We start from the raw sequence: 16,561 nt of genomic DNA, 5'->3' as shown, positions 1-16,561 counted from the left end.
AGATGCCGAAGAACCACGCACGCAAGAACCAGTTGGCCGCGCTCAAGACGCAGCTGGGTGTCAAGCACGTCGACGCGATCGCGCTGCTGGACCACCCCGACACCGACGATCGCGACGCGCTCGAAGAGATCCTGAGCGTGTATGTCGACGTGACCACCTACAAGGACGCGGTGGCGGTCCTCGAGGACAAGCGCAACGACCCGGCCAACCGGGTCATCTGCCACACCTGCGGCTGGACTGCCTCGATGGCCTGCCCCGAGTGCCCCGGCGGGTGTGCCTGTTACAACGGGCGGTGTTTGGGGTGGCGGCACGACGACTGGATGGGTGCGGACCAGGAGCCGAGCGACGCGTACTACACCTGCCCTGAGTGCGGTGGTGACACCCGGAGCGGCTACGACTGCTCCTGCGCGGATAGGTGTTCTGACTGCGGAAGCCTTCACCCTGGCCAGAACTGCGATGCCCCGGCGCGGCCGTGATCATCACTCCGGCCACGCCGCCGGTGGCACCGGATCCGGTGCCGCTGCTCGATCGTGGCCTGGCAGTGTTCCCGCTCCCGCCCGGCCAGAAGGCTGCCGCGCCGGGCTGGCAGCACACCATCGTCACCAGCCGCTCCGGGCTCGCGGCGTGGCCGGCCGGGGCGAACATCGGGATTGCCTGCCGGGCGTCCGGGATCGTGGGGATCGACCTGGACCGGCACACGACCGGCGGCGCGAACGCCGGCGTCGACGGCGTCGCCCAGTTCACCGAACTGTGTGAGCGGTGGGAACAGCCGCGGCCGGTCACGCTGGAGGTCGCCACCCCGCACGACGGCCGCCACCTGCTGTTCCGGGTGCCGCCCGGGCTGCTGGTCGCGTCGGTGTCCGGCGGCACATCCCGGCTCGGTCCCGGGATCGACATCCGCGGACCCGGCCGCACCCTGGGCGGCTACCTGGCCGGCCCCGGATCGATCGTCGACGGCCGCACGTACACGGTCGTGGTCGACGTACCGATCACGCCACTACCAGCCTGGCTGACCGCACTGATCGCCCGCCGCCCGCAACCTGACCAAGCACCAGCACCAGCACCACGTCCGCGGCCACGCACGGCCACGGACGAGCTGAACTGAAACTGTCGGCACGACCGAGGAAAGTGACTCTCATGGCGAACGTGACCCAAATCGACGACCAGCTGACCTGCAGCCTGTGCGGCTGCTGGTGCGGCGCCTGCCCGTGTGATGACGACGCCCAGCGCGCGAGCGAAAGGCCCGAAGGCTGGGACAGCATGACCCCGTCCGCGCACTGCTGCGAGTGCGGCCGGTCAGGCCTGGACTGCCAGTACGGCTGCTCCTGTTCCTGACCCGGGAACTGCTGTAACGCAGCGGCGCCGGGATCGATGTAGTCAGCATCCCGGGTCCTTCGGATCCACTGGGTAACCCAAGGCCCGCCAGCTTCCGCTCGACGCTGGCGGGCCTTTGCCATGCCCGCGACCCGCCGCTTCCTGCAGCTGGTCGACGAGACGCCGCCCGTACGGAAGAACGCCGTACGGCCGCCCACGAAGAACCGCGGCCGCGACGCCGGCGGGTGCAGCGGAGTTCGGGGGATGGCCTGCGGTCGGCGTGGTCCCCGTAGCCGTCTGCTGCGGCACCTGACGGGTACGCCGGTCGTGGCCTCGTCTCCCGAACTCCTACCTCCAAGATGCACCAGTTCGCGCCCGGGCCGGGCCGGTTATCCACAGGCGGTGATTCCGCCGGAATCGGCAGCTCGGTACGGCGAACCGACCAGCCGATCCGCCGTACCGAGACCGAGCAAGCTATACCGATAGCCGGGCTAACTTCGGCCGTTTGGCGAGCGCCGGTGAGCGCTGGCACCGTGTGCGGGTGGGCGCTGCGCTGGGCTGGAGACGACGGGGGACCGGGTGAGCGAGGACGGCGTACCGAAGAAGGCCGGCGCCCAGCGCCGTCGACGGCAGAACGTGAAAGGCGGCCGGGCGGCAGGTGGGGCCCGGGTCGACGTGAAGCTGTCGGCCGACGAGGCCGCCGTCTTGAAGGCGAGGGCAGCCGACCAGAAGGTGTCGCTGCCGCGGCTGCTGGTCGAAACCACACTCGCCGGTGAAACCGGGCAGACACCGACTCAGCGACGCGACGACATGGCACAGCTGTTCGCGCTGCAGCGCACCCTGGGCGGGATCGCGACCAACATCAACCAGCTGGCCAAGCACGCCAACGCCGACGGTGTCTTCCCGCAGCAGGCCTTCGACCTGAAGGTCCGGCTGAACGGCCTGTTCGACCGGATCGAGCAGCTGCTCGACGACGTCGCCAACCCCGCAGCCGCGGCCACCCGCCGGCCGGTCGAACCGGACCTCGAAGACGACCAGGCCGACGACGTCGACCAGGCCGACGAGGACGCCGATGCCGGGGCGGTGGTCGACGTCTGGGACGCGGACAGCGTGGATGCCGAGGACGCGCTGTCCGGGCTGCCTGATGACGTACTGGGGAAATGTCCGCCGCTTTGACCGACCTGATCGCGACCTGGCCGCCGTCTGCCGGCCCGGCCGTTGACGACGGCAGCTGAGGCCCGTTTCGTGGCTCCGGAGCGCCAGCAAGTTGGACCGTAAGATAATCAAAAGTCCCGGTTCCGGGTCGCTGCGCTGGCCTGTTCAGGGGCGGTCGTACGGCGGGTTTCCGTACGGCTGGCGACCCGTCGAGCGGGCACCTGGATCCGGCCGCCGCGCTGGCCGCGAAAGTGTCAACAGGGTGTTTCTAGGGTGTTCCTTCGACCCCCACCCGACCCCCCTGTGACCTGCGGTTTCTGCCCTCTCCGACCGACACCTCCCTCCTCCAACTACCGATGAGGGAGGTGTCGGTCGGAGAGGGCAGAAGAGTGTGTGGGGGGAGGGGGTTGTGGCGGTGGTTCGGAGAGGTGGAAAAGCAGAGGGGGAACTGGTGGCCAGTGGGGGTGGTACGGCGGGCGGGGGACGTGACATCGAGGGTGGGGAGTGCAGAGCAAGTTAGAGATCACGGGCCATGATCTCGGCAGGGGCCTGGCGGACCGGGGTTGTGCAGGGGCACCGTGGGGGTGTGGGTGACGAGGCCGAAGTGGCGGCGGTCCGGGTCGCGCCGGGCAGCTACCGGCTGCAGGCCGGCCGGATCTGCGTCGGCCTGGTGTTCGTCGTCGACGGCGACCGCTACGAGGTGACCGGGCAGCCCGCGCCGATCGGCAGCGACCGGTACATGGCCGTCGTACGGCGGCCGGACGGCGGCCGGCTCACGGCGCAGCTGGAAGCCGCCGGCCGCAGCACCTGACCCCCGGCCGGGTGACCTGGGGTTGTCGGTGGCGGGGGAGACGATGGCCTGTATGACGATGCGTAGCGAGGCCGGCAGCGAGCTGGTGGGAGGCCACGATGCCGCGGTGCGGCTGAAGAACCGCACCGGGCTGGAGGTGCGGCGGTGGGACGTCGAGGTCCTGGTCGACGACGGCGTCCTGGCGTTCCACTCCGTCTACGAGAACACCCCGCTGTACCGGGTTGAGGCCGTCGACGCCGTCGCGGTCGCGCAGCTCGCGCCGATCGTGCAGCGGCGCCTGGACTGGTTCGCCGACAGCGTCTACATCCCCAACCTTCCCGAGTACCTAGGGGTCAGCTGGGCGCGGTGCCTGGAGCTGCTGCAGGAGCACGCGCCGCGCACCGGTCTCTACCGGCGGATCGCCAAGGCCGATCTCGAACCGCTGCGTCGCCACGCCGCACTCATCCGCACTGAACCGCACTCAACCTGAACCCAACCGCACTTCGCCATACCCCGTTCACTCCGTACGGCGGCGCCAACTGGTGGCCGGCCACCGTCGGCTGATACCGGAACTCCCGGGTTCTGCAACAAGATGCAAACGCGGGAAAACGCCTGTCGAAACCGGCGCCGGTGTGTCTACCGTCGAGTGATGAACGGGGCCAACAGCAACAACTTCCCGAACCATCAGCACACCCAGCAACCGCCGGCCGGGCCGCCGTACCAGTCAGGCCCGCCGATGCCCGGGCCGCCGCCGTACCCGGTCCAGCAGCCACAAGGAGCCGGTCCCTACTGGCCCGCCGTCCCGCAGCAGCAGTACGTCCCGCAGCAGTTGCCGTCGCGGCCAGCCTCGATCGTCCGCCCCGCGATCGAGAAGGCCGCCCGCGCCGTACGGCAGCTGAAACCGTCCGCGTGGGTCGAGCTCGGGATCTCCCTGCCCTGGCTTTGGTGGAGCTGGCTCGCAGTCACGTGGGCCGGGAGACCAGGCCCGAAGGTGTTCTGGTCCCTGATGATCGCCTGGGTCGGTACGGCGACCGCGGTGGCCGTGTGGCCGCGGCTCGAGCAGCTGCTCGCGACCCGGATCTACCGGCTGCGCAAACCATCGAACCAGGAGCTGCAGCAGCTCGGTCTGGCCTGGTTCGGGGTTTGTACGGCGGCCCGGGTCAACCCGCACGCGTACACGCTGTGGGTCCACGAAGGCCCGGAAGCGACCGCGCCGAACGCGGTCGCCGGATCGAGCATCGCGGTGACCAGCTGGGCGATCCACAACCTCCCGCGGCCGCACCTGGAGGCCGTGCTGGCGCACGAGCTCGCGCACCACCTGGTCCTCGGTCGGGTGCCGTCGCTGCTGCTGTACTGGCTCACCCTGCCCGCCCGGCTGGCCGGCCACGTGGCCGTGTTCTGCTGGCGCACCCGCTTCCTCAACGTCGCCGCCAAGGTCCTGCTGGCCGTGATGCTGATCGGGATCGTCGGCGTCGGGGTCTTCCTTGGGTGGGACAGCTGGTGGCCGTGGGCGCTGCTGTCGCCGTTCCTGGCCCCGGTCGTCGTCCCGTTCCTCACCCGGATCCAGGAGACGATGACCGACCGCGTTGCCCTGGAGCTCGGGTACGGCGTACTGCTCGCGCAGGTCTTCGCCGGCCGCGAGCACGACCGCAACGCCCGATCCGGTGCCGCGCTGAAGCCGGGCATGAAGGGCACCCAGCCGCTGGAGTCCGCCCGCCTACAGGCCCTCGAGGAGCAGCTGAACGCTGCACCGCGGCACGGCCACCAGCCGCCGTACTGATCTGCCGGTGACGGAGTAGGGCATGTGCGAAGCCCCCGACCGGATAGGTCGGGGGCTTCATGGCGTTGCTGGGTGCGAGATCGGACTCGCTCAAGTTGGGGGTGGGCCCCCTCCGCCAAAGAGGAGGCCCGAGGTCCCGAGTGCACCTATGCCAGGACACGACTCGCGATCACACCTTTGCAGAGGCTTAACCCTGCGCGGCGATGAGTACAGGATGGGCCACCAATATCTGGAAACAATTCGAAAGTGGACAGACTCGGACAAAACCCTGGGTACGGACGACGTTTCCGCAGGTCAGAGGCCTTGACGACGGGGATAGTCGAAACAACCACCGCTGTTGTTTACCGCTGAGCGGCAGGTGATCTCCCACGATGAGGGGGCAACTCGTGGTGCTGTCCAACGTTGATCGGCGCCCTAACTAGGAAACTTCCAGCTTCGGTTGCTGCCTAGCATCGACGCGTCGCGCACGAGCACAATGTCCTTGTTCCGCGTGGTGGTGTGCGCCAAACACACATCGGTCGCCGCGACGAGGACATCCCGAACACCTATGCCACGGCCGGGCCGCCACCCGGCCGACACGACTCGAAACGAGGTTCACCGAAGTGCGCGTCACCACACCCCCGGCGATGCCGGACCCCCCAGGCGGGCGGGCCAAGATGCCGCCGCGCCTGTTCGTCATCTTGATCCTGCGCGGCTTCAGCTACGCGACTACGATCGCCGGCGCGACCATGCTGCTGATCCTCGGCTACCCGCTGCCTGTGGTCGTGGCCTTCGCGACCGCGGTCGCCCTGGGCAGTGCGCGGGCCGCCCGCCACCTGACGGCCGGTCTCACGCCGGCCCGGCCGAAGATCGAATCCGTTGGCCGCGGCCGGCCCGGCCTGGTGCAGGTCGTGCTGCTGTCGCTGTTCGCACGGACCAGGATCGTCTCGATCGGTGTGCCGGGTAACAGCTTGCTGTTCCGTCCGGCGAAGTAACTGTGGCGGGCCGCCCCGAGGCCCCGCTTGCCGCCGATGCCCTTCCGCACCTCGTCCCGCTCGCGGACGAGATGCGGAAGGCTCGGGAGGCAGCCGGACTCCGCCTCGCCGATCTCGCCACGGTGATGGGCTACCAGCCCAGCTACCTGTCTCGGGTGTGCAACGCCCGACGTATGCCGCACAAGGACTTGGTGCTGTCGTGGGCCAAGGGCTGCGGAGTGGCCCAGCTCGATGACTGGACGAGGATGTGGGAGACCGTCAAGGCCGCCGACGTCGAGTACAAACGCCAGCAGCGCGAAGCCAAGAAGAACCCCAAGTCCGTGCCGACGTCCGCCTCGCCGACGTCCGCTGCGGTGACGACCCCCGCTCCGGAGCAGGTTCTTCCTGCTCCGCTTGCGATCGCCGGTCGGGTGGCATCTGCTGCTCCTGATCGACCGCAGGTAGTGCCTTCTGGGATCAGAGCGACAACCACAACCGTGACGAGGACCCGGTCGCCGGGTGCCTTCCGGCCGGCCAACTCGCGGGTCTTGAAGGTCGACGGGTTCAGTCAGCCCCGGCGGCTCGCGGCTGAACGGGAGCGGGCGGCCATGGACCTGGCTCCGGATGGTCCCTCGGTTTCCCTCAGCCAGATGCTGCAGCGTTCCGACACCCCCGAGATGTTGGCGACCGCGATTCGGGTGCTGGCCGGCCGCGCCGGCTACAGCTCGCTTCGGGAGATGGCGGCGGTCAGCGGGATCAGCAAATCCACCCTGCAGCACTGGCTGAGCGCGAAGATGCGGCCGGGTCGGCTGGACGAGCTGGTGATCGCCCTTGGCGCGACCCCGCGCGAGACGCGCTTGTTCGCCCAGTGCATGGAGCGTGCGTGGTCGAGGCGGATGCCGGTGCTGGAACCCGGAGTCCCGGTCTACTCACCGCGGCTGAGCAGCCGCTACGGCGCCCCCATCTACCTGGTGGAGATCACGCTGTTCGACCGGGATGTCGTGTCCGGAATGGTGCGGACCCAACAGTGGCCCGAACACGTCCAGGGGATCACCGTCGGCCCGTTTCACGACATGCGCCCGTCGACGGTTGCCCCGTTGCCGCCCTTGGCGAGAAAGCACGCCTTCGAGATCGCGATCTGGACTGGTACCCGTGAGGTGCCCACCGACTCCAAGATCAGTTTGGAGTTCCAGCTGTCGACCGCAAACGGTGAGGTCTTCACGCACGTAGTCACCGTCATGATCCCAGCCTCCTCCGTCTGGACATTTGAGGTCGCCGGTGCGGAAGCGCCGAAGGACGACAGACACCCGCTGCCCGAACCTCACCCCGAAATCACGGAGGCGCCCGAGGCTTCCCAGATCGAGGCGAGTAGCGGCATGTCGGCCACCGACGACAGCCGGGGTAAGCACCGACGGCCCCGGGAGAAGAAGGGAGTTTTCAAGGCCTTGCTGTCGCTGGTCACCACCGACCTCAAAGGCTGATCCTCGGCGTACGGCACCGCCGCGCGAGCCGTCGTTCGGCTCTCGTGCTCACGGTTACTTGGTCTCGACGATTTCGCTGCGGGCCGCGGCCTGGTAGGTGGCCAGCAGCTGGTCGGACTCGGCAAGGAACTTCTTCACACGCTCCTGGTGACCCGGGCTGGTGGGGTAGCCGCCAGAGTCGGGGAGCTGGTCGACGTGGGTGATCAGGTCGGTGACCACAGCATGCAGGGGACCGAACGTGCAGACGCTGAGGTAGTTCAGGCCGGCCAGGAAACGGGCCTGCGCATCGTCCAGCCGGGTCTGGGCGGCCTCGAAGGTCCCCGACGCCCGTTGCCTGTTGGCCTGCTCGGTGAAGTACGTCTGCAGCAGGCGGTACCAGGTCTGGCCGTCGGCGTAGCTGGTGGCCAGCCGGTCGGCCGACGGCTCCTGTACTGCAGCAGCGCCGGCGCCGGCCTGGGGCTGCTTGGCACGCTCGGTCAGGTAGTTCATGACCCCCCAGCCGACCATGCCGAGGAAGACTGCGATGGCAGGAACGAGTCCGTAGACGAGCGCGTCAGGCATGGCGCTCAGCGTAGTGGCGGCGGGTGGGACAGGGTGGGAGGCATGAAACCGTTCTTCGGAGACGTGAAGGCCGCCGACTGGCGCCGCCCGGACGGGTTGCTGCACGTGTACGTCTTGCCGCCGCCTGAGGTGCTGGCGATGGCCGATGCCTACCAGCAGCTGATGAAGCCGCACCACGAGACCGGTCTGGTGTCGTTGCAGCCGCGGGCGTTCCTGCACTACACCGTCCAGCTGATCGACCGGCACGTCACCGAGATCACCGACGACCAGCTGGCCGCGCTCAAGTCCGCACTGGATGCAGAGGCCGGGCCGGTCGAACCGTTCGAGCTGACCGCGGTACACGGCGTGGTCGGTGTCCACGGCGTCACGATCTACACCGAGCCACCGACGCCGCTGTTCACCGCGCTGAACCAGCGCGTCCGGGCCGCGGTTGCCGAGGCACTCGGTCCGGACGCCGTACCGGAGCAGCAGTACGCCCCCGTGCCTCACCTGTCGGCCGGCTACGGCCTGGCCGATGCCGATTCCGACCCGCTGATCAGGGCCGTCAACGGCTACCGGCCGACTCCTGTCACGTTGACTGTCGACCAGGTGCACCTGCTGGCCGTCGACCAGGACCGGGCCGCCGGCACCTTCAGCTGGAAGGCCCTGCACACGGTCGATCTGACCGGCCGACGCGACTTGGTCCACGACGAAACCGCAGGGACGGCGCGGTGAGCGACGAGCCGCTTCCCCCCATGAACCCCGGTACATGGCACCGGGCCTACCCGGGGCACGCGATGCCGACCTCCAGCGTGCTGGTCGACGAGTCCGAGGCGATCACCGGCGGGATCGACCTGCGAGCCGAGGGCTTCACGAAGATGCTCAAGCACGGCGCGCAGCTGCCGACCGCGGACCTGGTCGCGTTGATCATCACGCCCTACGACATCGAGATCGTCCGCCGCGACGCGTTCCCCGACGGCGACGGCAAAGTGAAGATCGAGCAGCCGAAACCGCTGCTGGCAGGGACCTTCGACGTCAAGCACCCCCAGGAATGGCTCGACGGCGCAGCCCGAGGTCTGCAGGTGATCGTGTCCCCGGACCTGGACGGCCTCGTCGCGGACTACGGCTACCCGACGCTGTCGCAGTGCTGGTTCGCTCAGGCCCGCATCCTGCACGCCAAATAGACAACACACCACGGTGGTCGGCCGGGAGCGATCGCACGACGATCCGCGATAATCGGGAAATTCCGGAATTTCCCGATTATGCTGGTGGGTATGGCGACGACGACGTACACGATGACTGAGGCGAACAAGCGCACAGCCGAGATGGTCAACGAGGCCCGCTACGGGCACAAGGCCGTCATGATCACCGACCACGGCAAGCCCGCGGCCGCGGTGATCTCCGCGGAACGGCTCGCGCACTATCAGGCGCTCCAGGACGCTGCAGACCTGGCTGAGGTCGAGGCGATCCGGGCAACCGGTGCGGAGTGGATCAGCAACGAGGACGCCCAGCAGATGATGGATGTGATGGAAGCCGAGGCTGAGGCTGCGGACCAACAGCGGTGAGCCAGCGGAACCTGACCTTCCAGCCCGCCTATCTGGCCGGCTACAAGGATCTGCTCGCGACCGACCGGCTGATGGCGCGCCGGGTGCGGAACGCCGTGAACGGGCTGGCCCGCGACCCCGAGCCGCCCGGCAGCTCCCACATGGGCGACAGCCTGTTCTACCGCCTCCACATCGACGACTACCGCGTGCTGTACGAGGTCAGCGACGACACGGTGCGGGTGTGGTCGCTTGGCCGCTCACCGGGATAACCGGTCTCGCCAGCATGGTCTGAGGCCCCGAGAATCGCACCGCACCGGGTTGGCGCCCGGTCACTGGTTGCCGGGCCGCCGGGCCCAGATCGCCTTGTTCAGCTCCGCTGCGATGTCCGGGAAGGTGTGCTCGATCGTGTAGATCCAGGGTCGGCCGCCGGATCGGATCTCGCATAGGAGGCGGAACGGGTGCCCAACAACTTCGCTGGGCTGGAAGGCCCACAGTCCGCACGAGACCGTCGTGCCGGCGGCGGTGGCCGGGAAGTCGAAGGTCAAGCTGTACTCGAGGCGGTTCGGGTCCACTGGGCCTGGACCGAAGCCGGCGAACATCCCGTTGTGGTACTCCCGTGGCAAGGTGAGCTTTGCTGAGTCGAAGGGAACCGGACACCAGACCTCGATCGGGATCCAGCCCTGCTCGGGCACGTCGCCGAATGTCACGCGGATGTCCGGCTTGGACTGCTGGTGGTGCTGCTCTTCCATCAGCTCCCGCGATCGCCGGGCCTCGACGGCTTGTTGGCGGGTCGCCCGCCACGACAAGCCGGATACGACGAGTGCAACCACGGAGATCCCCGCGGCGATGAGTTCGATCATGGGGATGACCTTGACCTATCACCGCGGTATAGCGCCAGGCATGGCTGCCGGACAGATTGACCGGACTGCGGCCTCCCGAGAGTGCCAACTTGGCACTCCGGTCCCACGCCTGGCCCACCGTTTCGGGGAGTGCCAACTTGGACTCCCCGAAAATCTGTTGGAAGGTCCGGCGGCTCTGATTCCGGCGGAATCGCCGGGCGCGACGAGCTCAGATGTTCCTACTCCGGGCCAGGGCCGTGGTGCCGCAGGATGTAGGCAGCGATCCGCCAGGTGGCGATCACCAGGCCGGCGGCGACCTCGTGGCCGGTGAAGGTGAAGACGGCCAGTACGGCGTACGTGAGTGCCGTGGTGGCCAGGACGAGCTGGTCGGGTCGCGGCGGTGGTCCGCCGGGTGTTGCCGTGCTTACGCTCATGGTGTGAACGCTCCTGTTCTGGTCTGCGCTGGATCCGGGGTTGTTCCTGTGGGGTGGCCCGGTGCAACGGGCCCCCCACACCTTTCTGGTCCCTCACTACAAATAGGGCCCTCGTGGGTGGGTGGTCTGTGACAGCTGGCACCGAACTTCTCGATGCCAGCAGCAGCTTGTACCGCGGCGATGGTTAACGTCGCGTCGAGCGATGTGGACAACCCTTCTGTCCGCATCGACGCGGCGGTGGGACGTCGGCCGTGTCGGCCCACACCCCCTATTTGGGCCCGCTCAGACGGGAATGCAACTCCCGCCGGCCTGGCCTGAGCCTGGCGTAGCTGAACATGCGAGGCAGCGTGACCCGTTCGTACTCCAGGGCACCTGCCGAACCTGTGGTAACGGCCATTACCCCTGGTGGAGCAGAAGGTGTGCGGGATCGAGCCGTCGTATTCACGCCTGAACCGGCCTCGACACGCCCGGCCGGGCCGCCACCCTGAATTGCCCGTTATCACTGGTTCGCAGGGCGCGTGCGCCGCCGAAGCGTCGGCTGCGCGTCCTACCGTCGATGCATGTCCCCGCTCGTGATGTCCGCGCAGGCCGGCCGCCGTGCTCACCGCCGTCCGGCGGTGCTGCCGGCGACGTCGGCCAGGTGCTCGTCGACGACCGCCCGGTGCTCAAGCAGCTGCTGGACCACCGCGACCCGGTCACGCTTCAGCGTCATGGTTGGCCGCGCGCCGGCGAGCTCGCGAGGCACGCTGGCGGCAGCGCGGCGAGCAGTGCCGGGCGTCGGCACGATGCCGAGATCCGCCGCCGGGGTAGAACCGCCATCCGCAGCCGGGGCAGACCCGGCCGACCTCCGGGGCGTCCGGGTGGGCGGTGCCGCGCAGCTGGTCGATCGCGGCGATCGCCTCGTCGAAGGCCTGCGTTCTGCGGCGCCGGGCGCGGTAGGCCCGGGCCACACAGGCCGGGCTGCAGTAGCGGCGGCGCGGATCCGCGTCGGCCGGCAGCACCCGACGGCAGGCCGGGCAGCGGCGCTTGGTGCCCACGGCCCCATCATCACCACCGCCCGCGCCGCGGTGAACACCTCAACCCTCGACGTCGTACGGCGGCCGTGGTGAGCCCGGCTGCGCTCGTGCTCGAACCCGGGCACGCGATGACTGGTCAGGTCCGTGACTTCCTGGCCGACTACGAGTTCGGCGGCAAGTCCGCTCAGACGATCCGCGCCTACCGCGGCGACCTGACCCAGCTCGCGCAGCACACCGACGGGGACGTGACAGCGGTCGACGCCGGCGTGCTGCGGTCGTGGTCGGCCGCGATCGCCGACCTGAAGCAGTCGAGCCGGGCCCGCAAGCAGGCCGCGGTCGCGGCGTTCCTGCGCTGGGCGGTGCGCCACGACCTGATCGAGGCCTCCCCGATGGACCGCTTCGACCGGGTCGCCGTACCGGACGGCGTCCCGCGCCCGGTCGACCCGAAGCGGGTCCGGCGCGTCATCGACCAGATCCCGAAGAAGAACCTGCGCGACCGGTTGTTGTTCGAGCTGCTCGATTCCACCGGAATCAGGATCAGCGAAGGCCTCGGGATCTACATCGAGGACCTGGACCTCACCCCCGGCGACGAACACGTCCTGATCCACGGCAAGGGCGGCGTCGTCCGCACGCTCCTGCTCGACGACCCCCGCGTGGTGAACCTGGCCCGGCGGTACCTGCGCGAGACCGGCTGGACGCACGGGCCGCTGTTCCGTGCCGCCCGCAACTGGAACGGCCGGCCGTTGACCTATGCGACCGCGCAGGCCGCGTGGGCGTACTACCGGCACCTGGCCGGCGAGGACGACCTCGAGCTGCACCAGCTGCGCCACACCCACGCCACCGAGCTGATCAAGGACGGCGTCAGCCTGCTGACGGTCAAGAAGCGGCTGGGCCACCGCAAGCTCCAGACCACGCTGATCTACACCGAGCACACCGACGCCGCGGCCGACGCCGAACTCCGGGACCGGCAACGCCGCCGCGGCCGGACGACGTCGACGCCGACCAGGAGGAGCGCGTGAAGACGAAACCGCCGGCCACCGATGCCGAGATCGCCGACCTGGACGCCGCGATGGCCGCGTTCGAGGCCGGCCTGCCCGCGAAGATCGGCCTGTCCGGTGCCTGGCCCGAGCTGACCGACGTACGGCGCGAGCAGCTGCGCGAGATCCACCGGCTCTTCACGATCGTCGACGAGCGCCAGCGTCCCCGGCGGGCCTGCATGGGCTGCAGCGGGCGCGGCTGGTTCTTCGTCGACCCCGACGACGTCCCCGACTGGCGGCCGTGCCGCCGCTGCCTCACCACCGGCCTGCAGCTCGAGCTCAGCACTGGAGGCAACACGCCATGACCACCACCGGATCCCGCCCCGCTGTGCGGCACCGGCCCGCCTGCCCGACCTGCCACACGACCCTCGACGACGACGCGAGCGCCGCGCGGCTGCGCGAAGAACTGCGCACCGCCTGGTGGTCGACCAGCGACCAGGACCCCGGCCGGATCACCGTCACCCGGCACTGCGGGCACTGCCAGCCCCACACCGTCTACATCGTGGTCTGCCTGGTCTGCGGCGACGGCCCGATCCTGGCCGGCCAGCTGGCCCGCGACGTCCTCGACTCCCACCCACAACGACTGCCCGCGGCCGTCGTCGACGAACTCACCCGCACCGGATGGCGCCCCGCCGTCACCACCCACGCCACCGGCTGGGTGTGCGGCCAGCCCACACCCGACCACGGCCACGGCGCGGTATGACCGCCGTCTGACGCGGCGTACGACATTTGAGTCGGGCTACCCGGCCCCAGCAGACTGGACGCATGTATGTATCGAGCAAAGACGAGAAGCAGCCGATCGCCATCGCGTTTGCTCGACGTGGCCTCTACCCCGGAACGACCGAAGCTTCGAAGGCTGGTTGCCTCTGCAAGGTGTCTGCCGAGCACGGCGACTCAGGCGAAATTGTCGTTGTCATCGACGAGAACTGCCCGCTGCACAGAGTCCTACCTCAACCGTTGGCCGACGTGCTCTAACTACCGTGCTGGTGCCAGACAGAGAACAGGGTGCGCACCGCCTTTGAGCGGTGCGCACCCTGACGTCTGGATGCACGAACTGTGTGCGGGATCTACCGGAGGAACGCTTTGAGCTGGACTCTGCCCAGCGGAGTGTTTGAGAGGTTGGCCGGCCTGTCCTTCGCATAGACCACGGTGGCGTCGTCGGACTTCTTATTGCGTGCCCAACGAGTGCCCGCCGGGTCAGCGTTTTCTGCGTGGCGAACAGCTTGAACGAGTTTGCGCGGGCCGTCTTGATCCAGAAGTTGAAGTAGTTCTTCCCAGTCCATCAAGCCGAATGTGCACGCGCGAGCTGCCCCGTCGGTCAAGACCGCCAGCCGTGCTACGTCGGTTGCCTGCCCAGTCAAGGCGTGCTGTGCAGCGGTTGGGTCGGCGGCGGCAATCCAGTAGCTCTGGTTCCGCTCAGCCAACTCGGTGTGCTTCATGGCAACCATGGCCGCGTTCTTCTCTGGCGCACCGATCGGCCAGCGGTCGGCTTCGTCACGCTCGAGCCGTGCTGATGCTGAGATCCGCGTGTCTGCGATGACGGTAGGTGAGCCGGGGGTATCCAAGACCGCAGTCACGTCACCGAGAACGGCGTACTCCCAAGTGCGGGTGCCAATAGGCCGGACGATTCCGACAGCGGCACCAGGAGTGCCGGGGTGGTTGAGGTCGCAGGTGTCGGCATGTAGTGCGGCGACAGCTGCGATGCTGGCGGAAAGTGCTTGCACCAGCGAGATCTGAGGGTCGTTGAGCAGCTCACTTTGCAGCGATGCTCCAAGTTGCCGGGAGTACCAAGCAACACCATGGGAGCAGCCCGTTTCTGTCCGAGCTGTTCCCCCGTCCAGAACCAGGATTGTTACGCCTCCGTCGGGCATGTCGACCAGGCCGAACCAGTCCTCGTTTTGGCTCGCGGGCAGGCCGGGTTCCGTCCACCAGGTGGCGATCACTTAGATCCCTCGTGTTTGGCGATAGTGGTGAGGAGACCGGTAGCCGCCGGCCGCCGATGCTTCTTGTCGAAGTCGACCTTCACGAGTGCTGACCACCGCTTGCCCCGGGTCTCCCGGTAGATGAGGTCGATGTTGTCGGCGAGCCAGTACGCCGTGCCGAGTGTCCCGGGCGCATGCAGACCAGCGATGTACAGGAACGAACCGTTCCCATCGGGGCGAGGTAGGCGACCTACGTAGCCGTAGTCGGTCAGCTCCCCCGAGTCTGAAGGCGAGTAGATCTTCTCGTTCCGGGCCTTATCGATAACGAACCAACCTTCGTCATCCTCATCGAGGCCGTACGCCGGGTCTGAGGGCAGGATCTGTGCCAGAAACGGAACCCGGGCGGGTGACCCCAGGACGATCAGGTTGTCCCGGTTCAGGTCGACGAGGCCTGGAGGTGGTACGACCTCGTGCCCGCAATCCAACCCAAGTGCTCTCGCCACTTCGGCTAGCCGCTCATAGGCGGCAAACGCTTCTACAGATGCGACGGCCCGTGGCTTTTCGGCCTCATGCTTGCCGCCGATCGCGACGGTGAGCTTGGCCGCGCCCAGAACCGCCCGGGCCGGACGGGGGCCACCGGACATGAGCTGCCGAACGCGTTCTGGTGAGACATCGAGCGTGCGGGCAATGTCGGCCTGAGTGAGGCCGGCATCCAGCATGGCCGTGATCGCGGTGCGCCGTAGCTGTCCGAGCTTGGTCGTGGCGTCCTGAGCCGCTGTCACCGCCTCCTGAGCGGCGCGGGCTCGCCTGCTTGGGTCTGCGATCTCTCCAACCTGCTGCACGGTCAGCCGCACCATCTCGGCGAAGTCCACAGCAGTGTCGATGGTCGTGTCAGTCATTAAGACCCCTTCTTCCTTACTGGCGAGTCTAGTGCTCTAGGCCATCCGTGAGAACCAACCCCACTTTCCTAAAATAGATGTATCAACCCCTATTGCCTTTCCGGTTACCGTGCGCTTATGGTCGATAAGTCAACCCCCCTTGAGGGAGTCGATACCCCCAAGAGACCTAGAGAGGAACTGAGATGGACATTCCGATGTGGATCATCCTGGGCGCGGCGGTGCTGTACTCGGCTGCGCATCGTGGTTCGGACGTGCCGGGCATCGCTCTTGGCGTCGCGCTGGGCGTCGTCGGTTACAACACGATCCTGGGTGACTTCGTCCGGGCCCTCATCGGCGCGGTCCAAGGGATCTTCTGATGCTCCGCGAGATGGCTCTCGACGTCGTTCGTTACGTGTGCCTGGTCAGCGTTTCCTACACCGTGCTGAACCTGTTCGGCGCCGAGATCGGCCGCGCAGCGTCGTGGCTGGCAGGGCTGTTCTGATGCCCGCGATCGAGACGGAGACCGAGCGCCAGCTGCGCATCGCGCGGCTGGAGCTGGCTTTGGTCCGGCAGTCGTACGGCGAACTGCTGTCGGCTGCCCACGCGTGCGTGACCGCCGCTGAGACCGGCGATCCGGATGCCTTGTGGCTGCTTCGCGACGAGCTGAGCACTCACTACTTCCTCCCCGCACCGTCTGCCACTGCACAGCAGACGGCGCCCCAGGCTTTCGGGCCGGAGCGTGTTCCGGCCTTTCACCAGACCGGGAGGTCTGCCGCATGAGCACGACACACACCAACAAGACACTCACTCGCGAGACGACCGGGCCGAACCAGGCCTATGTGCGGTCGTCGATGCAGCCGCTGGACCGGCTGCACACC

General features: G+C 68.1%; 25 protein-coding genes. 20 read left to right on the top strand and 5 right to left on the bottom strand.

Features of this window, described 5'->3' with window-relative positions; translation table 11 throughout:
* Positions 1 to 2 precede the first annotated feature (2 nt).
* The 8 genes from ACFCV3_RS41640 to ACFCV3_RS41605 all read left to right on the top strand — a co-directional run bounded on the left by ACFCV3_RS41640 (position 3) and on the right by ACFCV3_RS41605 (position 7,473).
* Positions 3 to 476 (top strand): hypothetical protein, encoded by a 474-nt coding sequence (locus ACFCV3_RS41640; protein ID WP_376040802.1) that lies wholly within the window; start codon positions 3 to 5, stop codon positions 474 to 476.
* A complete protein-coding gene (locus ACFCV3_RS41635) occupies positions 473 to 1,105 on the top strand; it encodes a bifunctional DNA primase/polymerase (RefSeq protein ID WP_376040800.1) in 633 nt (210 codons plus the stop codon). The genes ACFCV3_RS41640 and ACFCV3_RS41635 overlap by 4 nt, the downstream gene beginning before the upstream one ends.
* 788 nt (positions 1,106 to 1,893) lie before the next feature.
* Positions 1,894 to 2,490: a MobC family plasmid mobilization relaxosome protein gene (locus tag ACFCV3_RS41630; protein ID WP_376040797.1), complete on the top strand. Its 597-nt coding sequence runs from the start codon at positions 1,894 to 1,896 to the stop codon at positions 2,488 to 2,490.
* 565 nt (positions 2,491 to 3,055) lie between these two features.
* Complete coding sequence (locus ACFCV3_RS41625; RefSeq protein ID WP_376040795.1) at positions 3,056 to 3,280, top strand: hypothetical protein; 225 nt, start codon at positions 3,056 to 3,058, stop codon at positions 3,278 to 3,280.
* Between the two features lie 52 nt (positions 3,281 to 3,332).
* The gene (locus ACFCV3_RS41620; protein ID WP_376040793.1) at positions 3,333 to 3,749 is read left to right on the top strand and encodes a hypothetical protein; all 417 of its coding nucleotides are present in this window, start codon (positions 3,333 to 3,335) and stop codon (positions 3,747 to 3,749) included.
* Positions 3,750 to 3,908: 159 nt separating this feature from the next.
* Positions 3,909 to 5,039 carry a M48 family metalloprotease gene (locus tag ACFCV3_RS41615; RefSeq protein WP_376040791.1) on the top strand — a complete coding sequence of 377 codons (1,131 nt, stop codon included), beginning with the start codon at positions 3,909 to 3,911 and terminating at the stop codon, positions 5,037 to 5,039.
* 626 nt (positions 5,040 to 5,665) lie between these two features.
* A complete protein-coding gene (locus ACFCV3_RS41610) occupies positions 5,666 to 6,013 on the top strand; it encodes a hypothetical protein (protein ID WP_376040789.1) in 348 nt (115 codons plus the stop codon).
* Positions 6,014 to 6,015: 2 nt separating this feature from the next.
* Entirely contained in the window at positions 6,016 to 7,473 is a 1,458-nt protein-coding gene (locus tag ACFCV3_RS41605) for a helix-turn-helix domain-containing protein (protein WP_376040786.1), read from the top strand.
* A 54-nt stretch (positions 7,474 to 7,527) separates the two neighbouring features.
* On the opposite strand, the gene ACFCV3_RS41600 is transcribed toward ACFCV3_RS41605, so the two are convergent.
* Positions 7,528 to 8,034 (bottom strand): hypothetical protein, encoded by a 507-nt coding sequence (locus tag ACFCV3_RS41600; RefSeq protein ID WP_376040783.1) that lies wholly within the window; start codon positions 8,032 to 8,034, stop codon positions 7,528 to 7,530.
* Between the two features lie 42 nt (positions 8,035 to 8,076).
* On the opposite strand from ACFCV3_RS41600, the gene ACFCV3_RS41595 reads away from it, so the two are divergent.
* The 4 genes from ACFCV3_RS41595 (at position 8,077) to ACFCV3_RS41580 (ending at position 9,826) form a co-directional block, all read left to right on the top strand.
* Positions 8,077 to 8,748 carry a 2'-5' RNA ligase family protein gene (locus ACFCV3_RS41595; protein ID WP_376040781.1) on the top strand — a complete coding sequence of 224 codons (672 nt, stop codon included), beginning with the start codon at positions 8,077 to 8,079 and terminating at the stop codon, positions 8,746 to 8,748.
* Positions 8,749 to 8,810: 62 nt separating this feature from the next.
* Positions 8,811 to 9,197: a hypothetical protein gene (locus tag ACFCV3_RS41590; protein ID WP_376040779.1), complete on the top strand. Its 387-nt coding sequence runs from the start codon at positions 8,811 to 8,813 to the stop codon at positions 9,195 to 9,197.
* Between the two features lie 90 nt (positions 9,198 to 9,287).
* On the top strand, positions 9,288 to 9,578 hold the full coding sequence (locus tag ACFCV3_RS41585; RefSeq protein WP_376040776.1) for a type II toxin-antitoxin system prevent-host-death family antitoxin: 291 nt from the start codon (positions 9,288 to 9,290) through the stop codon (positions 9,576 to 9,578).
* Positions 9,575 to 9,826 carry a type II toxin-antitoxin system RelE/ParE family toxin gene (locus tag ACFCV3_RS41580; protein WP_376040774.1) on the top strand — a complete coding sequence of 84 codons (252 nt, stop codon included), beginning with the start codon at positions 9,575 to 9,577 and terminating at the stop codon, positions 9,824 to 9,826. The genes ACFCV3_RS41585 and ACFCV3_RS41580 overlap by 4 nt, the downstream gene beginning before the upstream one ends.
* A gap of 60 nt (positions 9,827 to 9,886) precedes the next feature.
* Here ACFCV3_RS41580 and ACFCV3_RS41575 read toward each other — a convergent pair whose 3' ends face one another.
* Together ACFCV3_RS41575 and ACFCV3_RS41570 are read right to left on the bottom strand one after the other, a co-directional pair.
* Positions 9,887 to 10,417, bottom strand: coding sequence for a hypothetical protein (locus tag ACFCV3_RS41575; protein WP_376040772.1), 531 nt, complete (start codon positions 10,415 to 10,417; stop codon positions 9,887 to 9,889).
* 218 nt (positions 10,418 to 10,635) lie between these two features.
* A complete protein-coding gene (locus ACFCV3_RS41570) occupies positions 10,636 to 10,830 on the bottom strand; it encodes a hypothetical protein (RefSeq protein WP_376040769.1) in 195 nt (64 codons plus the stop codon).
* A 710-nt stretch (positions 10,831 to 11,540) separates the two neighbouring features.
* Between ACFCV3_RS41570 and ACFCV3_RS41565 the strand changes: the two genes are divergently transcribed.
* The 5 genes from ACFCV3_RS41565 to ACFCV3_RS41545 all read left to right on the top strand — a co-directional run bounded on the left by ACFCV3_RS41565 (position 11,541) and on the right by ACFCV3_RS41545 (position 13,858).
* The gene (locus ACFCV3_RS41565) at positions 11,541 to 11,939 is read left to right on the top strand and encodes a hypothetical protein (protein ID WP_376040767.1); all 399 of its coding nucleotides are present in this window, start codon (positions 11,541 to 11,543) and stop codon (positions 11,937 to 11,939) included.
* Positions 11,936 to 12,865, top strand: coding sequence for a tyrosine-type recombinase/integrase (locus ACFCV3_RS41560; protein ID WP_376040765.1), 930 nt, complete (start codon positions 11,936 to 11,938; stop codon positions 12,863 to 12,865). Before ACFCV3_RS41565 ends, ACFCV3_RS41560 begins: the two co-directional genes overlap by 4 nt.
* A complete protein-coding gene (locus ACFCV3_RS41555; protein WP_376040763.1) occupies positions 12,862 to 13,188 on the top strand; it encodes a hypothetical protein in 327 nt (108 codons plus the stop codon). The genes ACFCV3_RS41560 and ACFCV3_RS41555 overlap by 4 nt, the downstream gene beginning before the upstream one ends.
* On the top strand, positions 13,185 to 13,586 hold the full coding sequence (locus tag ACFCV3_RS41550) for a hypothetical protein (protein WP_376040762.1): 402 nt from the start codon (positions 13,185 to 13,187) through the stop codon (positions 13,584 to 13,586). Before ACFCV3_RS41555 ends, ACFCV3_RS41550 begins: the two co-directional genes overlap by 4 nt.
* Before the next feature lie 62 nt (positions 13,587 to 13,648).
* On the top strand, positions 13,649 to 13,858 hold the full coding sequence (locus tag ACFCV3_RS41545) for a hypothetical protein (RefSeq protein WP_376040759.1): 210 nt from the start codon (positions 13,649 to 13,651) through the stop codon (positions 13,856 to 13,858).
* A gap of 92 nt (positions 13,859 to 13,950) precedes the next feature.
* Here the strand turns inward: ACFCV3_RS41545 and ACFCV3_RS41540 are convergent, their stop codons facing one another.
* Both ACFCV3_RS41540 and ACFCV3_RS41535 read right to left on the bottom strand, forming a co-directional pair.
* On the bottom strand, positions 13,951 to 14,826 hold the full coding sequence (locus ACFCV3_RS41540) for a hypothetical protein (protein ID WP_376040756.1): 876 nt from the start codon (positions 14,824 to 14,826) through the stop codon (positions 13,951 to 13,953).
* Positions 14,823 to 15,704: a sigma factor-like helix-turn-helix DNA-binding protein gene (locus ACFCV3_RS41535; RefSeq protein ID WP_376040753.1), complete on the bottom strand. Its 882-nt coding sequence runs from the start codon at positions 15,702 to 15,704 to the stop codon at positions 14,823 to 14,825. Before ACFCV3_RS41535 ends, ACFCV3_RS41540 begins: the two co-directional genes overlap by 4 nt.
* 182 nt (positions 15,705 to 15,886) lie before the next feature.
* On the opposite strand from ACFCV3_RS41535, the gene ACFCV3_RS41530 reads away from it, so the two are divergent.
* The 3 genes from ACFCV3_RS41530 to ACFCV3_RS41520 are packed head-to-tail and all read left to right on the top strand — an operon-like array spanning position 15,887 to position 16,463.
* On the top strand, positions 15,887 to 16,060 hold the full coding sequence (locus ACFCV3_RS41530; RefSeq protein WP_376040751.1) for a hypothetical protein: 174 nt from the start codon (positions 15,887 to 15,889) through the stop codon (positions 16,058 to 16,060).
* Positions 16,060 to 16,185 carry a hypothetical protein gene (locus ACFCV3_RS41525; RefSeq protein WP_376040748.1) on the top strand — a complete coding sequence of 42 codons (126 nt, stop codon included), beginning with the start codon at positions 16,060 to 16,062 and terminating at the stop codon, positions 16,183 to 16,185. The genes ACFCV3_RS41530 and ACFCV3_RS41525 overlap by 1 nt, the downstream gene beginning before the upstream one ends.
* The gene (locus ACFCV3_RS41520; protein ID WP_376040745.1) at positions 16,185 to 16,463 is read left to right on the top strand and encodes a hypothetical protein; all 279 of its coding nucleotides are present in this window, start codon (positions 16,185 to 16,187) and stop codon (positions 16,461 to 16,463) included. The genes ACFCV3_RS41525 and ACFCV3_RS41520 overlap by 1 nt, the downstream gene beginning before the upstream one ends.
* Positions 16,464 to 16,561 lie beyond the last annotated feature (98 nt).

This window comes from Kribbella sp. NPDC056345 (assembly GCF_042262745.1).
Lineage (GTDB): Bacteria > Actinomycetota > Actinomycetes > Propionibacteriales > Kribbellaceae > Kribbella.
This window is presented reverse-complemented; position numbering and strand designations above follow the sequence as displayed.

Excerpts from the sequence above, each read along its gene's own strand:
- ACFCV3_RS41590 (WP_376040779.1), top strand. The coding sequence starts at position 8,811 with ATGCCGACCTCCAGCGTGCTGGTCGACGAGTCCGAGGCGATCACCGGC.
- ACFCV3_RS41640 (WP_376040802.1), top strand. The coding sequence starts at position 3 with ATGCCGAAGAACCACGCACGCAAGAACCAGTTGGCCGCGCTCAAGACG.
- ACFCV3_RS41535 (WP_376040753.1), bottom strand. The coding sequence starts at position 15,704 with ATGACTGACACGACCATCGACACTGCTGTGGACTTCGCCGAGATGGTG.
- ACFCV3_RS41520 (WP_376040745.1), top strand. The coding sequence starts at position 16,185 with ATGCCCGCGATCGAGACGGAGACCGAGCGCCAGCTGCGCATCGCGCGG.
- ACFCV3_RS41575 (WP_376040772.1), bottom strand. The coding sequence starts at position 10,417 with ATGATCGAACTCATCGCCGCGGGGATCTCCGTGGTTGCACTCGTCGTA.
- ACFCV3_RS41620 (WP_376040793.1), top strand. The coding sequence starts at position 3,333 with ATGACGATGCGTAGCGAGGCCGGCAGCGAGCTGGTGGGAGGCCACGAT.
- ACFCV3_RS41610 (WP_376040789.1), top strand. The coding sequence starts at position 5,666 with ATGCCGGACCCCCCAGGCGGGCGGGCCAAGATGCCGCCGCGCCTGTTC.
- ACFCV3_RS41565 (WP_376040767.1), top strand. The coding sequence starts at position 11,541 with ATGGTTGGCCGCGCGCCGGCGAGCTCGCGAGGCACGCTGGCGGCAGCG.
- ACFCV3_RS41600 (WP_376040783.1), bottom strand. The coding sequence starts at position 8,034 with ATGCCTGACGCGCTCGTCTACGGACTCGTTCCTGCCATCGCAGTCTTC.
- ACFCV3_RS41545 (WP_376040759.1), top strand. The coding sequence starts at position 13,649 with ATGTATGTATCGAGCAAAGACGAGAAGCAGCCGATCGCCATCGCGTTT.
- ACFCV3_RS41550 (WP_376040762.1), top strand. The coding sequence starts at position 13,185 with ATGACCACCACCGGATCCCGCCCCGCTGTGCGGCACCGGCCCGCCTGC.
- ACFCV3_RS41570 (WP_376040769.1), bottom strand. The coding sequence starts at position 10,830 with ATGAGCGTAAGCACGGCAACACCCGGCGGACCACCGCCGCGACCCGAC.
- ACFCV3_RS41530 (WP_376040751.1), top strand. The coding sequence starts at position 15,887 with ATGGACATTCCGATGTGGATCATCCTGGGCGCGGCGGTGCTGTACTCG.
- ACFCV3_RS41595 (WP_376040781.1), top strand. The coding sequence starts at position 8,077 with ATGAAACCGTTCTTCGGAGACGTGAAGGCCGCCGACTGGCGCCGCCCG.
- ACFCV3_RS41585 (WP_376040776.1), top strand. The coding sequence starts at position 9,288 with ATGGCGACGACGACGTACACGATGACTGAGGCGAACAAGCGCACAGCC.
- ACFCV3_RS41615 (WP_376040791.1), top strand. The coding sequence starts at position 3,909 with ATGAACGGGGCCAACAGCAACAACTTCCCGAACCATCAGCACACCCAG.
- ACFCV3_RS41525 (WP_376040748.1), top strand. The coding sequence starts at position 16,060 with ATGCTCCGCGAGATGGCTCTCGACGTCGTTCGTTACGTGTGCCTGGTC.